We start from the raw sequence: 19,444 nt of genomic DNA on the forward strand, positions 1-19,444 counted from the left end.
CGTTACTGGTAATTGACAATCACCTGATTGCTGATCACCCGCAGCGGTGGGTTCAAACTGCCGCGCGCCTGCACATAGTAGACAAAACGCAGCTCGGCGTTGGCCGGTTCGCCCTGTAACCCGGTGCTGCTGCCACTGCCGCCGCTCAGCGCAATGCAGCGGGTCAAGCTGCAAAGCTGCGCCTGCATACCGGCCGGTTCGGTGGCCAGCAACCGGTAACGCCAACTGACGCTGGTAATACGCGCATTGGCATTCGGTAACTCGTTAGGTGCACGCAGCCCCGGTGACTCTCCCCGTTCCCCGCCATGTTCCAGCGTAGCCCCCACGCTGTCGGCTACCCAGGAACCGGACGCCGCCTGCAGGCTCAGCGGAGCCAACAGGCAGATTATCGCCATGCTGTATTTCATTATGCGGCCCCAATGGTCGAGGTCATGCGGATTTGACGGTCGTCGTTGATTTCCAGATTAGACAGCACCACCAGTTGCGGCAAACTACGGCGCAGGAAGCGTGCCAGCAAGGCCCGCAGCGCATGGTTCACCAACAGCACCGGCGGCGCACTTAACATTTCCTGACGTTGCAACGCCTGTTTGGCCTGATCCAGCAGACGATCCGCCAGCCCTGGCTCCAAACCGCCACCACCCTGCAACGCCTGCAATAACAAGCGCTCAAGCTGGGTGTCCAGACCAATGACCTGAATTTCACCGTTGCCCGGGAACCACTGCTGGGTGATGGCTCGTCCCAACGCGACCCGCACCACGGTGGTCAGTTCATAGGGATCGGTTTGCGTCGGTGCATGCTCCGCCAGAGTTTCAATAATGGTGCGCATATCGCGGATCGAAACTCGCTCCGTCAGCAGGTTCTGCAACACCTTGTGCAACGTGGTCAGCGTCACCACGCCCGGCACGAAATCTTCAGTCAGTTTCGGCATGTCCTGCGCTACGCGATCCAACAGCTGCTGCGTTTCCTGTCGACCAAACAGCTCGCTGGCGAATTGACCAATCAGATGATTCAGATGGGTTGCCACCACGGTGCTGGCTTCTACCACGGTAAAGCCCTGGATCTGCGCCTGCTCACGCAGCGCGCTGTCAATCCATACCGCTTCCAGCCCAAACGCCGGGTCGGTGGTTTTATCCCCCGCCAATTCACCCACCGCGTTGCCTGGGTTAATCGCCAGCCAACGTCCCGGTTGGGCTTCGCCGCTGCCGATTTCTACTCCCTTCATCAGGATGCGGTAACTGGCTGGCGGTAATTCGAGGTTGTCGCGAATATGTACCACCGGCGGCAGGTAACCCATCTCCTGCGCGAACTTTTTACGGATGCCGCGGATACGGCCAAGCAGTTCGCCGTTTTGCTGGAAATCTACCATCGGGATCAATCGGTAACCGACTTCCATCCCCAGCGGATCTTCCAACTGCACGTCAGACCAACTGGCTTCTACCGCCTGCGGGTTGTCCTGCGTTATCGGCGCTTCCTGCTCTTTGGGAGCTTGCTGATCGCGCCCACGCAGCCACCAGGCCAACCCCAACAGAGCGGCGGTGAACAGCAGGAAGACCAGGTTCGGCATCCCCGGCACCATGCCAAGCAGGCCGAGCACGGCGGCGCTGAGTAACATTACGCGCGGATTGTTGAACAGTTGGCCGACCATTTGCTCGCCGACATCCTGATCGGTCGCCACGCGGGTCACGATAACGCCGGCCGCGGTCGAAATAACCAACGCCGGGATCTGCGCTACCAGGCCGTCACCGATAGTCAGCAAGGTATAGGTTTCCGCTGCCGTACCCACTTCCATCCCGTGCTGGATCACCCCGACCAGCAGACCACCGACCACGTTCAGTATCATGATCATCAGGCCGGCGACCGCATCGCCACGAACGAACTTACTGGCACCGTCCATCGAGCCGTAGAAGTCGGCCTCCTGCGTAACTTCAGAACGGCGTTTTTTCGCTTCTTCTTCACCGATCAAGCCGGCGTTGAGATCTGCATCGATCGCCATCTGCTTACCCGGCATGCCGTCCAGTACAAAACGCGCGCCTACTTCGGCGATACGTCCGGCACCCTTGGTGATAACCATAAAGTTGATCAGCACCAGAATGATAAACACCACAATACCGATGGCGAAGTTACCGCCCACCAGGAAGTGGCCGAAGGCTTCCACCACACGCCCGGCAGCGGCGGAACCGGTATGCCCTTCCATCAGGATGATGCGCGTCGACGCCACGTTGAGCGACAGGCGTAGTAAGGTCGAGAACAGCAAGATGGTGGGGAATGCGGCAAATTCCAGCGTGCGCTGGGTAAACATCGCTACCAGCAGCACCATGATCGACAAGGCAATATTGAAGGTGAACAACAGATCGAGGATAAATGCCGGCAACGGCAGCACCATCATCGACAGGATCATCAGAATCAGTATCGGGCCGGCCAATACCTGCCACTGCGTATCTTTAAAACTGCCCGGCAAACGAAGCAGGGCGGCCAAATTAGCCATTAGTGTCACTTTCTCCAGCAAAATCCAGTGCTTCCGGCACCGGTAAACGTTCAGGTTTTTTCGGGATCAGCCCACCTTCGCGCCGCCAGCGTCTTAGCTGGTAAACCCAGGCCAGAACTTCGGCCACGGCGGCATACAGGGTGGCGGGAATGTGTTGTCCAATCTCGCTGTGTCGATACAGCGCACGCGCCAGCGGCGGTGCCTCCAGCATTGGGATGCGGTGTTCCATACCCAGTTCGCGGATACGCAGCGCAATTTCGCCGGCACCCTTGGCCAGCACCTTGGGCGCGCTCATTTTTTTGTCGTTGTACTGCAGTGCGACAGCGTAATGGGTTGGGTTGGTGACGATAACGTCGGCCTTGGGCACATCGGCCATCATGCGCCGCCTGGCGATGGCACGCTGCTGTTGGCGAATACGCCCTTTGACGTGCGGATCGCCCTCCTGGTCCTTGAACTCGTCGCGGATGTCCTGCTTGGTCATCTTCAACTTTTTGAAGTGGCTCCACAGCTGATAAAACACGTCAAACGCCACCATCGGCGTTAGCGCCAGCACCACCAGCAAACCGCAAAAGATGATCATCTGCAGCGCATTAGCGAGCGCGTCGAGCGGCTGTTGCGTTACCAGATGCAGCATCGCCGCCCAGTTGTGCCACAGATATAAACCGGTGACCCAGCCCACCAACGTCGCCTTCAGGATGCCCTTCAACAACTCCGCCAATACCTGGCTGGAAAAGATCCGTTTCAGACCGGACAGCGGATTCATGCGCTTTAAATCGAACTTGAGCGATTTGCCGCTGAGCAGCAGGCCGCCGAGCAGCATCGGCGCGGTGATGGCCACCAGCGTCAATCCTGCCATCACCGGCAACAGCGCCCATACCGCCTGACGTAACAGCATCCCCAGTTGGCGCAGCATCTGTTTATCGTTGCTGACCATGCTGTGATCGAAATTCAGGCCCTGCGTCAGCATCATCGCCAACTGTTGCGACATATTGCTGCCAGCCACCCAGATAATCGATAAGCCCGCCACCAGCATCAACACCGACGTCAACTCGCGCGAACGCGGGATCTGGCCATCTTCGCGCGCCTTTTCCACCCGGTGGGGTGTGGGGGCCTCGCTCTTTTCCAGATCGCTGTCTTCAGCCACGGATGCGCTTCCTGTGCCGGGAGGGAATAAAATTGCCGCCAGCATGCCAAAAAATCGCGGATTTCATTGATGGAACAGCGGGGAAAAAGACGGGTTATTTGCGGGATGAGTGAATGACCCAGCGTTAAGACCCTTTCTGATACCTGGGACGCAGCAAAGCCGCGCCCCAGAGAACCTCAGAAACCCAGGCTGTCGAGCAGGTCGTCCACCTGCGCCTGGTTGGCGATCACACCGGCACCGTTCTGGTCGAGCTGCGGGCCATTAAGCAGGTTGTCGTTTGGCTTTTTCTCTTTCGCCGGCTGTTCAGGGATATTTTCCATCAGCACCATCAGCAACTGCTTTTCAATCTCCTGCACCACGTCCATCATGCGTTTGATCACCTGACCGGTCAGGTCCTGGAAGTCCTGTGCCATCATGATTTCCAGCAACTGGGCATTGGTGAATGACGTATGCTCCGGCACCTGCTCCAGGTATTGACGGGTGTCGGTGACCAGTTCGCGCGCATCGTCCAGCTCAATCGGATCGGCGAACCAGTCGTCCCAGCGGCCTTTTAACGCCTTGGCCTCTGATTCCAGCGACGCCTGACGCGGTTGCGCGGCTTCCACACAGTTCAACGCCCGTTCCGCTGCCTGCGCCGTCATGGTGACCACGTAATCCAGACGATCGCGTGCATCCGGGATTGCCTCTGCCGCCTGGGCGATCGCCTGATCAAGCCCCAGTTCGCGCATGCTGTCGCGCAACATGCGCGTCAGTTGGCCAATGCGGGAGATAATCTCTCCCGCGGTTGCCGCATCGCTGGCAGGCATTGGAATGTCTCTCATCGCCCCTCTCCTTACATGCCCAGTTTTTCAAAGATCTTGTTGAGCTTTTCTTCCAGCGTTGCCGCCGTAAAAGGTTTCACCACGTAACCGCTGGCACCGGCCTGCGCCGCCGCGATAATGTTTTCTTTCTTGGCTTCCGCCGTGACCATCAATACCGGCATGCTCGCCAATGCGCCGTCGGCACGAATGGTTTGCAACAGTTCCAGGCCGTCCATGTTCGGCATGTTCCAGTCGGAGACCACAAAGTCGAAATCACCGGCACGAAGTTTGTTCAGTGCGTCCGCGCCGTCCTCGGCTTCTTCAACGTTGTTGAATCCCAACTCTTTCAGCAAGTTTCTGACGATGCGACGCATAGTGGAAAAATCATCGACCACCAGAAACTTGAGGCTCTTGTCTGCCATTTTTACTCCAAGGTTTAACCGTTAAAGATGCAAAACAACTGCCGCCGTTTGGGTCATGCTCTTCAGTTAAGGTGTAATAGTCCCCTCTCCCAAGGGAGAGGGTGACTTTCACTCAAGCAATATCGTACAAATTTACAGCACTTTGCTTTTCTGATTGGCATAACACCATCGGGCGGCAACATAAAATTAAATACGTAATGCCTGGCCACCGGCAATTTGCGCCAGCATGCGTTGGCTCATGCGCTCCAGTTCCACCACTTCATTGACGCCACCGGTAGCAATCGCCTCGCGCGGCATACCGAATACCACGCAACTGGCTTCGTTCTGCGCCAGGGTATAAGCCCCGGCGCGATGCATTTCCAGCATGCCCATCGCACCGTCATTGCCCATGCCGGTCAGGATCACGCCCACGGCATTGCGGCCGGCGTACTGCGCGACCGAGCGGAACAGCACGTCCACCGAAGGCCGGTGGCGATTGACCGCCGGGCCATCGTGCAGTTTCACCTGGTAATTAGCCCCGCTGCGGGACAACTCCAGATGGCGATCGCCCGGTGCGATATAGGCATGGCCCGGCAGCACGCGTTCGCCGTCTTCGGCCTCTTTCACCGTGATCTGGCACAGTTTGTTCAGTCGTTCGGCAAACGAACGGGTAAAGCCCGGCGGCATGTGCTGGGTAATCAACAGCGCCGGACTGGTGGCCGGCAACGGTTGCAGCACCTGACGGATCGCTTCGGTACCACCGGTAGAGGCGCCGATGGCGATCAGTTTTTCACTGCTCAACAGCGGCGCATGACTGAGGATCGCCGGGGCCGGGCTGCTGGAGCGCTGTGGTAACCGCGCCTTGGCCGCCGTGCGGATTTTTTCGGCAATCAGTTCGCTGTAGGCCAGCATGCCTTCACGAATACCCAACTGCGGTTTGGTGACGAAATCGACCGCCCCCAGCTCAAGCGCACGCAGCGTAATTTCTGAACCCTTGCCCGTCAGTGACGACACCATCACCACCGGCATCGGCCGTAGACGCATCAGTTTCTCAAGGAAATCGAGGCCATCCATGCGCGGCATTTCGACGTCCAGCGTCAGCACCTGTGGGTTAAATTTTTTGATCAGATCGCGTGCAACCAGCGGATCCGGCGCGCTCGCCACCATTTCCATATCGGGGTGACTGTTGACGATTTCGGTCATTAACTGCCGCATCAGGGCCGAGTCGTCCACGCACAATACTCTGATTTTATTCATTACCTCTCCTTGGTCAGGCCATACACGGTCTGCCCACGCAAGTAGAAATCCCGGCTGATCTGGCTGAAGTTCTCTGAATGGCCGGCAAACATCAAGCCCCCAGGTTTAAGCAAGGGCACGAAGCGACGCAGAATGCGCTCCTGTGTCGCCTTGTCGAAATAGATCATCACGTTGCGGCAGAAAATGGCGTCAAATTGCCCCGGCAGTGCCCATTCAGGGGCCAACAGATTGAGCGACTGAAAGTTCACCCGCCCCGCCAGTTCCGGCCGCACCCGCACCAACCCCTGATGCGGCCCGGTGCCGCGCAGGAAATAACGCTGCATCTGCGTCGGCGTCAGGGTGCGTAAGTCTTCCTGGCGATAAACGCCCGCTTCGGCCTTTTCCAGCACCTGAGTATCGATGTCGCTGGCCCACACCTGGCAACCGGTAGCGCGTTGCCCCAGCACTTCACTGAGCGTGATGGCGATCGAATAAGGCTCTTCGCCGGTCGATGCCGCAGTGCTCCACACGCAATAACCGTTAGGCCGCTGACGCGCATGCTCCGCCAGGATCGGGAAGTGATGCGCTTCGCGGAAAAAAGCCGTCAGGTTGGTGGTCAGCGCATTGATAAACGCCTGCCATTCGGCGCTGTTCGGATCGCTTTCCAATAGCGCCAGATAGTCACCAAAATCGTTCAGGCCCAACAGTCGCAGACGTCGTACCAAACGGTTGTAAACCATCTCGCGTTTGTGCTCTGCCAGCACGATACCGGCGCGCTGGTAAATCAGCTGGCTGATACGGCGGAAATGCACATCCAGCAACGGCAGACGCTGTACCATCTGCGTCAATAAGGTCGCAGGGTCTCGGTTAGGGGTCGAGGGTGCCGGCTTCATACCATCTCACTCAATAAAAACGGGCTGCTTATGCGGTTTGACAATCTGGGGCTTCCTTTACCACGGGTGAAACTGCGTTTTGAGAGTTGGCCGGGGCGGTGAAGTTATCGTCCGCCAGGCGGAATACCGACACCGCGTCGGCCAGGGTAATCGCCTGTTCTTCCAGCGCGACGGCCGCCGAGGCCGCTTCCTCCACCAATGCGGCATTTTGTTGTGTAACCTGATCCATCTGGGTGACCGCCTGCGTCACCTGTTCGATGCCGCGGCTCTGCTCATCAGACGCCGAGGCGATCTCTCCCATAATGTCGGTCACCCGGGTGACCGAACGCACGATGTCCTGCATGGTGGCACCGGAGTTTTCCACCAGCACCGACCCTTGCTTGACGCGACTGACCGATTCGTCGATCAGCCCTTTGATTTCTTTCGCCGCCTGCGCGCTGCGCTGCGCCAGGTTGCGTACTTCACCGGCCACCACCGCAAAACCTCTGCCCTGCTCACCGGCACGCGCCGCTTCAACCGCCGCGTTCAACGCCAGGATATTGGTCTGGAAGGCAATGCCGTCGATCACGCTGGTAATAGCGCCAATCTTCTGCGAACTATTGGCAATGTCGTGCATGGTGGTGACAACGTCGCCCGCCAGCTCGCCGCCCTTGGCCGCGGTGGTGGAAGCATCACGCGCCAGTTGTGAAGCCTGGCGTGCATTATCGGCATTCTGTTTCACCGTGGCGGTCAACTGCTCCATGCTGGCAGCGGTTTCCTCCAGCGAGGCCGCCTGCTGCTCGGTACGGGAAGAGAGATCGTTATTGCCCTCGGAAATTTCCTGCAGGCCGATCAGGATCGATTCCGCCCCGTCGCGTACCGCACCCACGGTGCCAATCAGTGACTGCTGCATACGCTGCAGGCTGGCGAACAATTGACTGATTTCATTACGGCCATAAACCTGGATCGGCGTGGCCAGATCGCCGGCGGCAATGCGGTCAAAATGACTGCGCATGATATTCAGCGGCCGTACCAACATATTACGCAGCCACCACATGGCACTGCCGGTGACCACGATCAGCATCAGTACCGCACCGGCCACCAGCCAGCCGGACAGGGTGAAGGAGCGTTGATTCGCCGCATTGGCTTCACTGACGTTGGCGCTCACCAGTTGCAGATACTGGACAAAATCGGCTTCAAACAGGTCCTGGGTTTTCTGCGTCGGCTGGTCCATAAACGCCTGCAGGTTATCGTTCTCCAGGAAGCCAATCAGCTCGCGCAGGGTATTGCGCAGCCGGTCATAGCTGGCCTTGGTGGTTGCCGTCAGCTGTTGTTCCTGTTCGCTGTTACGCGGTACCGCCAGGAACTGGTTGAAATAGAGGTCGGCTTTTTGCAGTGAACTACGCGCGTTGCCCATCAGCGCATTGACCTGATCCTGCGGCAGCTTGAGCGCCGCGCGGGTTCCGGCGCGGTTGAGCGTATTGCGAGCCTGTAACAGCGATACCCAGCTCAGGCTGAGGGCATCGCGCTGCTGGCTGCCGAGGGTGATCAGATTCAGGTTGTGGTTATCGGAACGAAAAGCGGTGTACGACAGGCCGCTGGTGGCCAACTGCATAACACAAAAAGTCATCAACAACAGAAACAGACTGGTAGAGACGCGGATTCGGTTAAACACTGTGAACCTCCTTGCAGCCGGCCGGTGGCCAGCTCAGATTTCTGGCCAGGCGGGGAAACGGGGTTTCTCCTGCCTTGTGCCAATCGGCCAACGGGGAATCGGCCTCCCCCTGAAAGGCAGGAGGCCCAATGCCGGTTAGAACGTTTCCCAGTTATCCTGCGGATCGCTGGCGTTCATTTTTTTATGATTGAGTACCGGGGTCACTGTTGCCTTGCTGCTGACGGGCATTTTGAATTCGTCCTGGCCTGCCGCTTTCAGACGGAATACCGCCACGGACTGGGTCAGCATGCTGGCCTGCTCTTCCAGCGCCGCCGCCGCAGACGCGGACTCTTCCACCAACGAGGCGTTCTGCTGGGTGACGCGGTCCATTTCCGCTACCGCCTGGCCGACCTGATCGATACCACGGCTTTGTTCGTCGGACGCCGAGGCAATCTCACCCATAATGTCGGTAACGCGGGTGACGGCATTGACGATATCGCCCATGGTTTCACCGGCGCTTTCTACCAGTACCGAGCCCATATCGACGCGATTGACGGAGTCTTCGATCAATCCTTTGATTTCCTTCGCCGCCTGGGCACTACGCTGTGCCAGATTGCGCACTTCGCCTGCTACCACCGCAAAACCACGGCCCTGTTCACCGGCGCGTGCCGCTTCTACCGCCGCGTTCAATGCCAGGATGTTGGTCTGGAAGGCAATACCGTCGATCACGCCGGTAATGTCGGCAATTTTCTGCGAACTACCGGCGATGTCATGCATGGTTTGCACCACATTGGCTACCACCTTGCCGCCTTTCTGCGCGGTTTCGGAGGCGCTCAACGCCAGTTGGCTGGCCTGACGAGCATTTTCGGCGTTCTGTTTCACCGTAGCGGTCAGTTGCTCCATGCTGGCAGCGGTTTCCTCCAGCGAGGCGGCCTGCTGCTCAGTACGTGAAGAGAGGTCGTTGTTGCCGGCGGCAATTTCAGATGCGCCGCTATAAATAGCGTCGGCCCCCTGACGCACACCGCTAACGGTGTCGATCAGTTCGTTTTGCATATGCTTGAGGCTGGCGGCCAGTACGCCCATTTCATTGCGGCTGGTCACTGCGATCGGCTGGGTCAAATCGCCGGCGGCAATCATTTTGATGTGTTCGATCATGCGATTCAGCGGACGCACCAGAATGTGATGAATACCGCTCCACACCAGAACAATCACTGCCAGTACCGTCAACAGCACCACCGCCAGCGTCCAGATAGCGAAGTTGAAGGAGTGGTTACTGTCTTCCACTGCGCTCTGGTAAAGCTTGTCGTTTTGCGCCAGATAGGTGTTGTAGATATCTTCGAACGCGTCCTGATAGCTTTGCGTCGGCTGGTCAAAGAAAGCGTTGATTTTGCCCTCGCCCAGTAACACCGTCAGTTCGGTCAAGGCACCGTGAAGAATGCCGTATTGCTGTTTGAGCTTTTCGGCCGACTGCAAGTCCTGGCGGGCATTGAGAGGGATTTTGTCATAGGCGGCATAGTGTTGTTCCGCCACCACCAGGTTGCTTTTGGCTCGCGCCAGCAGCTCGGCGACGGTAGCACCGCTGCCAATATTATTGGTATCCATCATGTGGCGGATACCGGCACGGTTTAGCGTGTTGCGCGCCTGCAGCAGGTTGACCCAGCTTTCGTTCAGCTCGGACTGTTGCTGACGAATGGTCTGCAATACGGTGAAGTTTTCTTTATCATTCTTCAGTGAGGAGAAGAAGAGCCCGCCTGAAACCAGCTGCAAGGCGCCAAATAACACCAGCACCAGTAACAGGCTGGTGACCACCTTCATACGATTAAACATGTTTTCCCTTGATAAACGCCCGCGCGGACAGGCCCTGATTACGTTGACTGACAGAGTTATCGGCGCAGCGGGGAAGAACTTTATGCGGGGAGGTAACTATTTTTATGTAGGGTTTTGATGCAAAGGTTGCCTTTGAGCCTGAGATACCCGGGCCTAGCGCACCGAGGGGCGGCTCCGGCAGCTAAAGCTGCTACGACCCCTTCGGCACGCTCTCCCTAATAACGGGCAATGTTAGCCGCCTTAAAGGCGCGGTATACAGCGCCCCTACGCTGAATGCTATCGGCGGATCAGGCGCTTTTTGCCACGCTGTCGACCAGGGACATCTCTTCGCTGCTCAGCAGCTTTTCAATATCCACCAGAATCAGCATACGGTCACCCAACGAACCCAGGCCGGTCAGGTATTCGGTCGCCAGCGTCACGGCAAATTCCGGTGCCGGACGGATCTGCTCGGTGGTCAGCGACAGCACGTCGGATACGCCGTCAACCACAATACCCACCACCCGTTGGCCAAAGTTCAGCACGATCACCACGGTGTTTTCATCGTAAGACACATCCTGCTGGGCAAACTTCACCCGCAGGTCGATAATCGGCACAATCACGCCACGCAAGTTGGTGACGCCCTTGATAAAGGCCGGAGTATTGGCGATGCGGGTAACCTGATCGTATCCACGGATCTCCTGCACCTTGAGGATATCAATGCCATATTCCTCATTGCCCAAGGTAAAAATCAGGAATTCTTGCCCTACCGTTTCGCCAGCCAGTTTGCTGACGGTTGCCAGTCCTGCCATGTCATTCACCCTTCAAATCAATAGATTAATTATTATGCGGCCGCGTCGGTCTGACGCTGTTCACGGTTCAGCGTTTGCAGCGCCGAGACATCGACAATCAGCGCCACGCTGCCATCGCCGAGAATAGTGGCGGCGGAAATACCCGGCACTTTGCGATAGTTGCTTTCCAGATTCTTCACCACGACCTGATGCTGACCGACCAATTGATCTACCAGCAACGCATAGCGACGACCGGCACTTTGCAGGATCACCACAATGCCCTGAGTGGCATCGGTTTTGGCGCCTGCCACTTCGAACACCCGGAACAGTTCCACCAGCGGCAGATATTCACCGCGCACCTGCAACACTCGCTCGCCACCGGCCAATGGATGCAGGTCTTCGGCCTGCGGCTGCAGTGATTCCATCACCGCGTTGAGCGGCAGAATAAACACTTCGTCGTTCACCTTGACCGACATACCGTCGAGGATCGCCAGCGTCAACGGCAGCAGGATGCGGATCGCGGTCCCCTTGCCTGCCTGAGAATGGATTTCTACATGCCCACCCATCTCCTGAATATTTCGCTTCACCACGTCCATGCCGACGCCACGCCCGGACACATCGGTGACCTGTTCGGCAGTGGAAAAGCCCGGAGCAAAGATCAACATACCAACGTCTTCATCGCTCATGCTGTCACTGACCGCCAGCCCCTGCGAGGCCGCCTTGGCGAGAATTTTCTCGCGGTTCAGACCGGCGCCGTCGTCGGTCACCTCGATGCAGATATTGCCGCCCTGGTGTTCCGCCGACAGGATCAGATTACCCACCGCCGATTTGCCGGCGGCGACGCGCGTATCGGGATCTTCAATGCCGTGATCCAGGCTGTTGCGCACCAGGTGGGTCAAGGGGTCGATGATGCGTTCGATCAGGCTCTTGTCCAGTTCGGTAGAACTGCCCTGCAGCTGCAACTCCACCTGTTTATTCAGCTTGCCGGCCAGATCGCGCACCAACCGCGGGAAGCGGCTGAACACGTACTCCATCGGCATCATACGAATCGACATCACCGACTCTTGCAGGTCGCGCGCATTGCGTTCCAACTGGCTCATGCTGTTGAGCAGGTCGCCGTGATTCACCGGATCCAGGCTGCCCGAACGCTGCGCCAGCATCGATTGGGTGATCACCAGCTCACCGACCAGGTTAATTAACTGGTCCACTTTCTCTACCGCGACGCGGATACTGGTGGATTCGCTGGCCTTGGCCCGTGGTTTGGCGACTTCGACAGCCGCAGGTGCCGGTTTGACCACCGGTGCTGTCGCGACGACAGGCGCTGACTGTACCGGTGCGGCAGGCGCGACTTCGGCCTGCGGCGGCGTAGCGAAGCTGATTTGCTCCGGCTCCAGTACAAAACAGAGTACCGCGCTGATGTCATCTTCGCTGGCGGAGGTCAGCAGCGTCACTTCCAGGCTGTTTTCGGTCTGCTGCGGGTTTTTCACCTCGCCCAGATTCCCCAGCTCTTCGAGCATCAGCGGGACTTCGCTGGATTTGAGGCCACTCAGGCAAATTCGCATCCCGCCTTCGATCGCCGCAGGTACCGCGACGGCATGTTCCGTGGCCGGATGCGCTGCGGGGGCATCCTGTTGCTGTGCGTCCAACGCCAGCTGCCGCAACGCCTGGCAGATGTATTCAAAACTGTCGGCGTCAGGTTTTTGTGACGTCTTATAGGCGTCCAGTTGCTCCTGCATAATGTCTTTGGTTTCCAGAAACAGGTTGATAATCTCAGTGCTCAGGCTCATTTCCTGACGCCGCGCACCATCGAGCAGGTTCTCCAGCAGATGGGTGGTTTCCTGCAGTACCGTAAAACCAAAGGTAGCCGCCCCGCCCTTTATAGAGTGCGCTGCGCGGAAAATGGCGTTCAGCGGCTCAATGTCCGGCGCCAGCGGATCCAACTCCAGCAGGTGTTGCTCCATATCGGCCAGCAACTCGTCTGCTTCATCAAAAAAGGTCTGATAAAACGCACTAATATCCATGCTCACGGGATCACCTCTGCTGTGAGTCGCTGTTAGTCGGTACTGGGTCAGCCGCCGGCTGCTCCGGTGCAATGAGGGTGGCCGGAGCCGTCGCCGCCGGGGTCAGCGATTTTAGTTCGACCGGCTGAGCGACCTCGATTGCGTTGCTTTCGCCATTTTCGTGTTCAATGCCCTGCTGGGTTTGCTTGTTCAGCACCAGCACGGTGATGCGGCGGTTGATGGCGTCATCGGCGCCGTGCTGTTTCAGGCTCATGGTGGCAGCCATGCCCACCACCCGCAGCACCTTCCCTTCCGACAGCCCACCGGCAATCAGCTCACGCCGGGAAGCATTGGCGCGATCGGCCGAAAGCTCCCAGTTGCTGTAACCCCGCTCTCCCGTGGCATAAGGAATGTCGTCGGTGTGGCCGGACAGGCTGATTTTATTCGGCAGATCATTGAGGATCGGGGCAATCGCCCGCAGGATGTCACGCATATAGCTTTCAACCTGCGCACTGCCGGTTTTGAACATCGGGCGGTTCTGACTATCGATGATCTGAATGCGCAGACCTTCATCCATCATGTTGATCAGCAGATGCGGACGTAGCGCTTTCAACCGCGGATCGGACTCAATCAGCTCATCGAGTTTTTCCCGCAGTTTGTTCAAGCGCAGTTCCTCGTCGCGCTTCTCCAGCGTATCAATCTGCCTTTTCACCAGTCCGTCTTGCTGAGTCGGGTCATCGCCACCGCCGGGGATCGGGCTGCTTTCCGAGCTGCTCTTGTCGCCACTGGTCAGCGCCACTTTTAGCGGCGTGCGGAAGTATTCGGCAATTTGCGTCAGTTCCTGCGGACTGGCGATCGCCAGCAGCCACATCACCAGGAAGAACGCCATCATCGCCGTCATAAAATCGGCGTAGGCAATCTTCCAGGAGCCGCCATGATGACCGGCCTGATGCGACTTGCGTTTTCTGACCAAAACAACCGGGTGATTCTGCTTCATGCCTGTTCTTCTTCCGTCGCCTGCTGTGCCGGCGCCTTCACCCGGCGCACATGTTCTTCCAGCTCGACGAAGGACGGACGCTCGGTGGTGTACAGGGTTTTACGGCCAAATTCGACGGCAATCTGCGGTGCGTAGCCATTCAGGCTGGACAGTAAAGTGACCTTGATGCACTGCATCATTTTGACGTTTTCAGCGCTTTTCTGCCGCAGCAGAGTGGCCAACGGCGAGATAAAACCATAAGCCAGTAAAATACCGAGGAAGGTACCGACCATGGCGTTGGCGATCAACGCCCCCAACTCGGCCGCCGGGCGATCGGCCGAGGCCAGCGCATGCACCACCCCCATCACCGCCGCAACAATGCCGAAAGCCGGCAACGAATCACCGACCATCGCCAGGCTGCCTGCCGGGACTTCGCTTTCCTGTTCAAAGGTTTCGATCTCTTCGTCCATCAACGCTTCGATCTCAAACGCATTCATGTTGCCGCTCACCATTAGCCGTAAGTAATCGGTAATAAACTCCACGAGGGTGTTATCGGCAAGAATGCGCGGATAATTAGAGAAAATTTCACTTTCTTGCGGATTATCAATATCGAATTCGAGGGACAGCATGCCCTGCTGACGAGATTTGGCCAGCAGCAGGAAGAGCAGCGCCATCAGGTCCATATATAAATCTTTACTGTATTTCGAACGACGCATCAGCTTGGGAATGGCACGCAGCGTGGATTTTATCGCCTTACCGTTGTTGCCCACGATAAAAGCGCCGATACCCGCGCCGCCGATAATCAAAAATTCTGCCGGCTGATAAAGCGCGCCCAGATGGCCCCCCACAATCAGGTAGCCCCCAAAGACCGCACCCAATACCACGAGATAACCCAAAATAACTAGCACACGCATTCCTTAAATTAACAATGTGGATGGAAGGTGGGATAAGCGCGCGTTTGAGACGCACCAACGCAGCAGTCTGGGCTGCGTCGATGGGTTCGGTATGTCGAACCTTGCGTGTCACAAATCGATTTAAGTCTGGATAAACCGGCGCTGTCGCCGGCTCAAATCGCGCGTTTAACCTGCTCGTCCAGCAGTTGAGGAATAATATCGGCCAGTTGCGGCGAAAGTTTACGTCTTTTTACTGCGCGGGATGGGGGCTGGCATAAACTGCATACAAAACTGTTCAACGGCTGGTGCGCGTGGGTGATAAAAGTGCCGCCACAGCAGTTGCAGGCCGAGAGCTGCAGCATACCGCTATCGACGAAACGCACCAGTGTCCAGGCACGGGTCAACGCCAACAACGGCGGTTCTCCCGGTTGGTGCGGACACTGTTCCAGATACAAACGATAGGCTTTAATCACCGCCTCAACGCCAGTGCAGTGCCCACTCTTCATCAGGAAACTGTAGGCGTTATAAAACATCGATGAATGGATGTTCTGTTCCCAGGTCATAAACCAGTCGGTCGAGAACGGCAACATCCCTTTCGGCGGTGGACTGCCGCGCAATTCTTTATACAGTTTGATCAAACGCCCGCGGCTGAGCTGAGTTTCACTTTCCAGCATCTGCAAACGGGCGCCCAGCGTGATCAGCTCCATTGCCAGCTGAATGTCCTTGGCTTCCTGAACAATACTTTTCTCTGCCATCTTCAAGCTCTTTTCTTCGTCGCACTACCGTCTTTAGCCGATAGTTCTTGCAGTAAGTGGCTTGATAGCAAAATGCCGGTATGGATTTGCTGCAGATCGTCCACGCGCGACTCTTTCGTCAGGCGCTCGATCGTCTGGTGATCGTTAAAACGGAATTGGCAGACCAACTGGTTGGTCTCAGCCAGTTTGACCATTTGTGGCAACGTGAGTTGAGCGAGCGCATCAGCCATGGTCTCGTCGATCCCCAGACGGAACATTGCCGATGCTTTTTCATCATTAATCAGACGCTGTGCTAAAAGTAAATATGACAAATTGATGTCATAAATATGCTTAAGTAATTCAGACGTACCCATATTCCCCATCCCGACAGACTATGTTTAAAAACATACGCTGGGTGATAATTTTTATCGCCCGTGACCTGGGTTTGTTCCCTAAATTGGCAAATGAATCCCTGAATAACGACCGTTATAAATTTTTCAACATCACTAAATTCGGACCGTCATTCAGTATTTGATACGTGCGTAAACCAACGTGTATGGATGTACAGCATTTTGCTTCAGCAGTGTTTAATCACCGTGAAACTATTTTTACAAAATTAATAAGATTATTCCTAATGCAGCGCAACTCTACCCCCGAACCATTAGCACACACAATGTAAGTGAGAGGCAATTTTAAATACAATGTGATCTGCATCACAAAAATAAAAAATAATTAAGCCAAATATCGCATTTATAGTGTTTTTTTTGACCTTATTTTTGCTCGCAAAATCACCGCAGGTAAAAAAACGTCTAAAAAACAATGTATATAAGCCAAAAAAATATCGTTTTTAGATCAATTCGAACAAAAGCATAACCAAACTAAAATAACAGAACAAAAATCTGCTCGTAGCCGATAAAGACAGTATAAATAACCATTTTCCGACGAATAAACTATCCGCATTGAAAAGTAACTCTCGTAAACTATATGGTTTTAGGGTTTCGGATTTGACTTAAAATTCGAGTCATTGGCTGTTTTAATTTTCAGCTAATGATCCAATCAGGTTAACAATGTCTCGCTGAGGTTGTGAACAAGAAAGCAGAGGTAACCATATGTTTCATGATCATGGGAATGAAAGCGGCAGGTTTCGGATGTTTTTTGGCTAAAATTATCTCAAAACGATTTATCGGCGGTATTAATTAAAACTTTAATCATTTTTTATCGTTAGTTAAAAATGATTGAAACCTCACTTCATGTTTATCGGTCATTAAAAACCCCCCGTATAAAATAAAACGTAGTTTCGTTTTATTTTATACGGGTTTCATATATACCCAGTGGATTTCACGTTGCAGCCAGGCAGTCGCTCATGCTGAAGAAGAGTGGTCAGGTTGGCACTAATGGGAATGAAAAAGCTCGGGTTGGCATCCCCCCTCCTCTGTGATCCCAAGAGCAAGGCATGTCGCATTTGCACAAGTCGGGGGAAAGGCGCCCGCCAGCCTTGCCGCCCGGACTTTTTAAGCCTGAGACTTTCCCTATTTTGTATGCCGATCGACAGCCAGGCATTGCCGACAATCCACGGGCATATTATTATTTGCAGCGCAGGGTCAACTTGCGCGCAGCCATTTATTACCGTATTGAAATTTATTTATTTGAAATTAATTTTTCAGGTCGCACATCACACTTTTGCTGCTGTCATGATGACAGGGTGATGTTTCTTCGTCCGACAACAACTCTTAACAGGCTATATTTTAATCATGACCGATACCCTGGATTACCTGATGACATTCCGCAAATGCACCAGTTTGGACAGCGTGGAAAAGGTGTACGACAAGCTCAATTATTCCATTGATAATGATATTGAAATCAGCAACATGTACCGTGCTGCCGATCACCGTCGTGCCGAGCTGGTTGCCGGAAAACTGTTCGATTTGGGCAAGGTACCCAAAACTCTGTGGGCGCAGGTGCTATAATTTTTTTATTACGCGCGCGTGTCTGTTGATCTTTTATTGCTAAATAACGGCAATGCCCCATGATTTATTGACGCGCGTGATACAAAACACATTTATTAGTTTCGCCAGGTTCTACCCTTTTACCCTAACAACAGGAAACAGGAGTGGAAGATGGGATATCAAAACGTTTTGGTTACCGTCGCCGTAGCGGCAGACAGCCATCGCCTGGTTGAAAAAGCCGTCTCCATCGTGCGCCCCTACAACGGCAAAATCACCCTGCTGAGCATGATCGCCAATCCAGAAATGTACAATAACTTCGCCGGGCCGATGTTGGGCGATCTGCGTGCCTTAATGGAGGAGGAAACTCTGTTGTTTATGGAAGAACTGCGCCTGCGGGCCGATTATCCAATAGCCGATACGCTGATCGTCCACGGCGAGTTGGGTGACAGCCTCAACTACGCCAGCCATCGGCAGACCTATGATCTGGTGGTTTGCGGCAATCATAGCGACAGCATGATGAACAAGGTTTCCTGCTCTGCAGCACGCTTTATCAATACCAGTCATATCGACGTACTGATCATTCCTCTTTAACGCTGAGCACATTCGGCTATTTCCTCTGGTCAATGATTGACTAGACTTGGGATTCCATCCGCATAAGGAATGTCTGATGTCCCAGTCTATGCAACACAACCGCCGTTTTTTACTTGCCTCACGCCCGCATGGTGAGCCTACCGCAGACAATTTCCGCCTGGAAAAAGTGGCGACGCCGCAACCCGCTGCTGGCCAGGTACTGTTACGTACCGTCTATCTGTCACTGGATCCCTACATGCGCGGCCGGATGAGCGATGCCCCTTCTTACGCACCACCGGTAGAGATCGGTGAAGTGATGGTTGGCGGCACGGTATCGCGTGTTGTTACGTCACAGCATCCCGACTTCAAAGCCGGTGACTGGGTGTTAGGCTATGACGGCTGGCAGGATTATGCTTTATCTGACGGCAGTGGCTTGCGTAATCTCGGTCCGGACCAGAAACACCCTTCCCGCCTGCTCGGCGTCCTGGGCATGCCGGGCTTCACCGCCTATATGGGCCTGTTGGATATTGGTCAGCCGAAACCCGGTGAAACCCTGGTGGTTGCAGCCGCCAGCGGCGCCGTCGGATCGGTCGTCGGACAGGTCGCCAAACTGAAGGGTTGCCGCGTGGTCGGCGTGGCCGGTGGTAAAGAGAAATGCCGCTATGTGGTAGAAGAGCTGGGCTTCGATGCCTGTGTCGATCACCGGGCGCCTGATTTTGCCGAGCAGCTGGCCGCTGCCTGCCCGCAAGGTATCGACATTTACTACGAGAACGTCGGCGGTGCGGTGTTTGATGCGGTGATCCCGCTGCTCAATACCCAGGCGCGTATTCCGGTGTGCGGCATTATCGCCCACTACAACGCCACCGACTTGCCTGCCGGCCCGGATCGCCTGCCGATGCTGCAGGGGCTGATTCTGCGTAAACGCATCCGCATGCAGGGCTTCATCATTTTTGATGACTATGCAGAAGGCTTTGGCGAATTCCTGCAGCAGATGGGCGAGTGGGTCGAGCAAGGGAAAATCAAATTCCGCGAAGATCTGGTCGACGGACTGGAGAATGCGCCACAGGCGTTGATCGGCCTGCTGCACGGCAAGAACTTCGGCAAACTGGTGATCCGCGTCGGCGACGAATAACGCTAAA

At 55.6% G+C, this 19,444-nt stretch carries 18 protein-coding genes; 3 read left to right on the plus strand and 15 right to left on the minus strand.

The genetic code is table 11. The features are described 5' to 3' along the window. Positions 1–2 precede the first annotated feature (2 nt). The 15 genes from ACSOSI_RS15785 to flhD all read right to left on the minus strand — a co-directional run bounded on the left by ACSOSI_RS15785 (position 3) and on the right by flhD (position 16,163). Entirely contained in the window at positions 3–407 is a 405-nt protein-coding gene (locus ACSOSI_RS15785; RefSeq protein ID WP_476705747.1) for a flagellar protein FlhE, read from the minus strand. Then, positions 407–2,485 carry a flagellar biosynthesis protein FlhA gene (gene flhA, locus ACSOSI_RS15790; protein WP_476705748.1) on the minus strand — a complete coding sequence of 693 codons (2,079 nt, stop codon included), beginning with the start codon at positions 2,483–2,485 and terminating at the stop codon, positions 407–409. The genes ACSOSI_RS15785 and flhA overlap by 1 nt, the downstream gene beginning before the upstream one ends. Beyond that, complete coding sequence (gene flhB, locus ACSOSI_RS15795) at positions 2,478–3,629, minus strand: flagellar biosynthesis protein FlhB (RefSeq protein WP_017893234.1); 1,152 nt, start codon at positions 3,627–3,629, stop codon at positions 2,478–2,480. The genes flhA and flhB overlap by 8 nt, the downstream gene beginning before the upstream one ends. 176 nt (positions 3,630–3,805) lie before the next feature. After that, on the minus strand, positions 3,806–4,450 hold the full coding sequence (gene cheZ / locus ACSOSI_RS15800; RefSeq protein WP_012145700.1) for a protein phosphatase CheZ: 645 nt from the start codon (positions 4,448–4,450) through the stop codon (positions 3,806–3,808). 11 nt (positions 4,451–4,461) lie between these two features. Beyond that, the gene (gene cheY, locus ACSOSI_RS15805; RefSeq protein WP_012145701.1) at positions 4,462–4,851 is read right to left on the minus strand and encodes a chemotaxis response regulator CheY; all 390 of its coding nucleotides are present in this window, start codon (positions 4,849–4,851) and stop codon (positions 4,462–4,464) included. 186 nt (positions 4,852–5,037) lie between these two features. Beyond that, positions 5,038–6,087 carry a protein-glutamate methylesterase/protein-glutamine glutaminase gene (locus tag ACSOSI_RS15810; RefSeq protein WP_012145702.1) on the minus strand — a complete coding sequence of 350 codons (1,050 nt, stop codon included), beginning with the start codon at positions 6,085–6,087 and terminating at the stop codon, positions 5,038–5,040. After that, a complete protein-coding gene (gene cheR / locus ACSOSI_RS15815; protein ID WP_012145703.1) occupies positions 6,087–6,959 on the minus strand; it encodes a protein-glutamate O-methyltransferase CheR in 873 nt (290 codons plus the stop codon). Before cheR ends, ACSOSI_RS15810 begins: the two co-directional genes overlap by 1 nt. A 28-nt stretch (positions 6,960–6,987) precedes the next feature. Continuing rightward, entirely contained in the window at positions 6,988–8,613 is a 1,626-nt protein-coding gene (locus ACSOSI_RS15820) for a methyl-accepting chemotaxis protein (protein WP_126501755.1), read from the minus strand. Positions 8,614–8,748: 135 nt separating this feature from the next. Beyond that, entirely contained in the window at positions 8,749–10,419 is a 1,671-nt protein-coding gene (locus ACSOSI_RS15825) for a methyl-accepting chemotaxis protein (RefSeq protein WP_012145705.1), read from the minus strand. 287 nt (positions 10,420–10,706) lie between these two features. Beyond that, positions 10,707–11,207, minus strand: a complete 501-nt coding sequence (cheW, locus tag ACSOSI_RS15830; RefSeq protein WP_012145706.1) for a chemotaxis protein CheW — start codon at positions 11,205–11,207, stop codon at positions 10,707–10,709. Positions 11,208–11,239: 32 nt separating this feature from the next. Then, positions 11,240–13,213, minus strand: a complete 1,974-nt coding sequence (gene cheA / locus ACSOSI_RS15835) for a chemotaxis protein CheA (protein WP_329906791.1) — start codon at positions 13,211–13,213, stop codon at positions 11,240–11,242. A gap of 4 nt (positions 13,214–13,217) precedes the next feature. Beyond that, positions 13,218–14,183, minus strand: a complete 966-nt coding sequence (gene motB / locus ACSOSI_RS15840; RefSeq protein WP_126501758.1) for a flagellar motor protein MotB — start codon at positions 14,181–14,183, stop codon at positions 13,218–13,220. Further along, a complete protein-coding gene (motA, locus tag ACSOSI_RS15845) occupies positions 14,180–15,070 on the minus strand; it encodes a flagellar motor stator protein MotA (protein ID WP_017893240.1) in 891 nt (296 codons plus the stop codon). Before motA ends, motB begins: the two co-directional genes overlap by 4 nt. A gap of 158 nt (positions 15,071–15,228) precedes the next feature. Further along, positions 15,229–15,810, minus strand: a complete 582-nt coding sequence (flhC, locus tag ACSOSI_RS15850; RefSeq protein WP_012145710.1) for a flagellar transcriptional regulator FlhC — start codon at positions 15,808–15,810, stop codon at positions 15,229–15,231. A gap of 2 nt (positions 15,811–15,812) precedes the next feature. After that, positions 15,813–16,163: a flagellar transcriptional regulator FlhD gene (gene flhD / locus ACSOSI_RS15855; protein WP_012145711.1), complete on the minus strand. Its 351-nt coding sequence runs from the start codon at positions 16,161–16,163 to the stop codon at positions 15,813–15,815. Positions 16,164–17,540: 1,377 nt separating this feature from the next. Between flhD and ydgT the strand changes: the two genes are divergently transcribed. The 3 genes from ydgT (at position 17,541) to ACSOSI_RS15870 (ending at position 19,437) form a co-directional block, all read left to right on the plus strand. Further along, complete coding sequence (ydgT, locus tag ACSOSI_RS15860) at positions 17,541–17,756, plus strand: transcription modulator YdgT (protein ID WP_012145712.1); 216 nt, start codon at positions 17,541–17,543, stop codon at positions 17,754–17,756. A gap of 150 nt (positions 17,757–17,906) precedes the next feature. Further along, on the plus strand, positions 17,907–18,326 hold the full coding sequence (gene uspC, locus ACSOSI_RS15865) for a universal stress protein UspC (RefSeq protein ID WP_012145713.1): 420 nt from the start codon (positions 17,907–17,909) through the stop codon (positions 18,324–18,326). A 76-nt stretch (positions 18,327–18,402) separates the two neighbouring features. Continuing rightward, positions 18,403–19,437, plus strand: a complete 1,035-nt coding sequence (locus ACSOSI_RS15870; protein WP_259189747.1) for an NADP-dependent oxidoreductase — start codon at positions 18,403–18,405, stop codon at positions 19,435–19,437. Positions 19,438–19,444 lie beyond the last annotated feature (7 nt).

It is taken from the genome of Serratia sp. AR11 (genome assembly GCF_056376275.1).